General features: G+C 72.0%; 2 protein-coding genes. Both read left to right on the forward strand.

The annotated features are described in order from the left end of the window. Positions 1 to 83 precede the first annotated feature (83 nt). Entirely contained in the window at positions 84 to 1,400 is a 1,317-nt protein-coding gene (gene nuoF, locus JNW89_RS31575; RefSeq protein WP_179802750.1) for an NADH-quinone oxidoreductase subunit NuoF, read from the forward strand. After that, the coding region (locus JNW89_RS31580) for an NADH-quinone oxidoreductase subunit G (protein WP_238451848.1) at positions 1,400 to 3,439 on the forward strand (2,040 nt) is incomplete at its 3' end. The genes nuoF and JNW89_RS31580, both read left to right, overlap by 1 nt.

A 3,439-nucleotide genomic window follows, 5' to 3' on the forward strand; every position in this document is an offset into this window, starting at 1 on the left:
GGTGCGCAGCAGCGCAACCTCAAGGAAGCGGAGGCGGGAGCCAACGCCGGCCCCGCCGTCGCGAGCGAAACGGGGGGCCAGAAGTGACCACGCCTCGGCCGGAGACGCTGGCCAAGCTCACGCCGGTGCTCACCAAGCGCTGGCTGTCGCCGGACGCCTGGCGGATCGGTACCTACGAGAAGCTCGACGGCTACGCGGCGCTGCGCAAGGCGCTCAAGGCGCACCCGGACGACCTGATCCAGCTGATCAAGGACTCCGGCCTGCGCGGCCGTGGCGGCGCCGGCTTCCCCACCGGTCTCAAGTGGGGGTTCATCCCGCAGGGCGACGGCAAGCCGCACTACCTCGTCGTCAACGCCGACGAGGGCGAGCCGGGCACCTGCAAGGACCTGCCGCTGATGACGCACGACCCGCACTCGCTGGTCGAAGGCGTGATCATCGCGTCGTACGCGATCCGGGCCAACCGGGCCTACATCTACATCCGCGGCGAGGCGGTGCACGCCGCGCGCCGGCTGCGCAACGCCGTGCAGGAGGCGTACGCCAAGGGCTACCTCGGGCGCAACATCCAGGGCACCGGCTTCGACCTCGACCTGGTGGTGCACTCCGGCGCCGGGGCGTACATCTGCGGTGAGGAGACCGCGCTGCTGGACTCGCTGGAGGGCTTCCGGGGCCAGCCCCGGCTGCGCCCGCCGTTCCCGGCGACCCACGGCCTGTACGCCAGCCCGACCGTGGTCAACAACGTCGGCACCATCGCCAGCGTGCCGTACATCGTGCTGGGCGGCGCGGACTGGTGGAAGACCATGGGCACGGAGAAGTCCTCCGGTCCGATGATCTACTCGCTCTCCGGCCGGATCGCCAACCCGGGCCAGTTCGAGTGCTCGATGGGGATCACCCTGCGCGAGCTGATCGAGCTGGCCGGCGGCATGCAGCCCGGGCACAACCTGCGGTTCTGGACGCCGGGCGGCTCGTCGACGCCGCTGCTGACCGCCGAGCACCTGGACGTGCCGCTGGACTTCGAGGGGGTGGCGGCGGCCGGCTCGATCCTGGGCACCACGGCCACCCAGATCTTCTCCGACCAGGACTGCCCGGTCTACGCGACCTACCGGTGGTTGGAGTTCTACCACCACGAGTCGTGCGGCAAGTGCACCCCGTGCCGCGAGGGCAACTACTGGATGGTCCGGGTCTACCGGCGGATCCTCGCCGGTCAGGGCACCCACGAGGACCTGGACACCCTGCTCGACACCTGCGACAACATCCTGGGCCGTTCGTTCTGCGGCCTCGGTGACGGTGCGACCAGCTCGGTGACCTCGTCGCTGAAGTACTTCAAGCAGGACTACCTCGACTACATCGAGGGACGTACCGCGCCGAAGCTGTCGGACAAGCAGTTGGTGGGAGCGCACTGATGACTGACGTCGTAAAGGCCCCCGACACCGTCACGCTCACCATCGACGGCGTCGAGGTCACCGCTCCCAAGGGGGCGCTGCTGATCCGGGTCGCCGAGCAGTTGGGCACCGAGATCCCGCGCTTCTGCGACCACCCGCTGCTGGCCCCGGCCGGCGCCTGCCGGCAGTGCCTGGTCGAGGTGGAGGGGCAGCGCAAGCCGGTCGCCTCCTGCACCCAGACCGTCGCCGACGGCATGGTGGTACGCACCCAGCTCACCTCCCCGGTCGCCAAGAAGGCGCAGGAGGGGGTCATGGAGCTGCTGCTGCTCAACCACCCCCTCGACTGCCCGATGTGCGACAAGGGCGGCGAGTGCCCGCTGCAGAACCAGGCCATGTCCACCGGCCGCACCGACTCCCGGTTCCACGAGCACAAGCGGGAGTACGAGAAGCCGATGCCGATCAGCACCCAGGTGCTGCTCGACCGCGAGCGCTGCGTGCTCTGCCAGCGCTGCACCCGGTTCTCCGAGGAGATCGCCGGCGACAAGTTCATCGACCTGATGGGCCGGTCGTCCGCCGAGGAGATCAACATCTACCGGGACGACGCGTACGGCGCGGAGTCCGGGGACGACAGCGGCGACGTGCCGTTCAACTCCTACTTCTCCGGCAACACCGTGCAGATCTGCCCCGTGGGCGCGCTGACCGGCGCGCAGTACCGGTTCCGGGCCCGCCCGTTCGACCTGGTCTCCAGCCCGAGCGTCTGCGAGCACTGCTCGGCCGGTTGCGCCCAGCGCACCGACTGGCGGCGGGGCAAGGTGCTGCGCCGGCTGGCCGGCGACGACCCGGCGGTGAACGAGGAGTGGAACTGCGACAAGGGCCGGTGGGGCTTCCAGTACACCCGCGCCTTCGACCGGCTCAACACCCCGCTGGTCCGCGACGAGCGCACCGGTGAGCTGCGCGAGGCGTCCTGGAGCGAGGCGCTGACCCGGGCCGCCGAGGGGCTGCGCGACGCCCGGGACTCCGGCCGGGGCACCGCGGTGCTGACCGGCGGCCGACTGACCGTCGAGGACGCCTACGCGTACGCGAAGTTCGCCCGGGTCGCGCTGCACACCAACGACATCGACTTCCGGGCCCGGCCGGTCTCCCGCGAGGAGGCCGACTTCCTGGCCAGCACGGTCGCCGGGGCCACCGAGGTGACCTACGCCGACGTGGAGAAGGCGCCCGCGGTGGTGCTGGTCGGCCTGGAGCCGGAGGAGGAGTGCCCGATCCTCTTCCTGCGGCTGCGCAAGGCGTACCTGAAGAAGAAGCTGACGGTCTACGCGATCGCCCCGTTCGCCACCCGTGGCCTGGAGAAGCTCGGGGCCAAGCTGGCCCGGGTGGTGCCGGGCGAGGAGGCGAGCGTGCTCGCCGAGCACGACACGGTGACCGAGGCGCTCAGCGCCGAGGGCGCCATCCTCTTCGTCGGCGAGCGGCTGGCCACCGTGCCGGGCGCGCTCTCCGCCGCGGCGGACGTGGCCCGGCGTACCGGGGCGAAGCTGGCCTGGGTGCCGCGGCGCGCGGGTGACCGCGGCGCGGTCGACGCGGGCTGCCTGCCCAACCTGCTGCCCGGTGGGCGTCCGGTCACCGAGCCGGCCGCCCGGGCCGAGCTCGGCGAGACCTGGGACATCCCGGCCGGGGTGATCCCCAGCCAGGCCGGGCGGGACACCGACCAGATCGTCGCGGCGGCCGCCAACGGCCAGCTCGGCGCCCTGGTGGTGGCCGGGGTGGACCCGGCCGACCTGGCCGACCCGCGCCTGGCCGAGCAGGCCCTCGACGCGGTGCCGTTCCTGGTCAGCCTGGAGCTGCGCAACTCGGCGGTGGCCCGCCGGGCGGACGTGGTCCTCCCGGTCGCCCCGGTGGTCGAGAAGGCCGGCAGCTTCCTGGACTGGGAGGGCCGGCTGCGTACCTTCGAGGCGGTGCTGAACACCGCCGCGATGACCGACGGCCGGGTGCTGGACGCCCTCGCCGCACAGCTCGACGTCCGGCTGGGCACCGGTGACGTGCCGAGCGTCCGCCGCGAGCTG

Source organism: Micromonospora sp. 4G55, assembly GCF_016803375.1.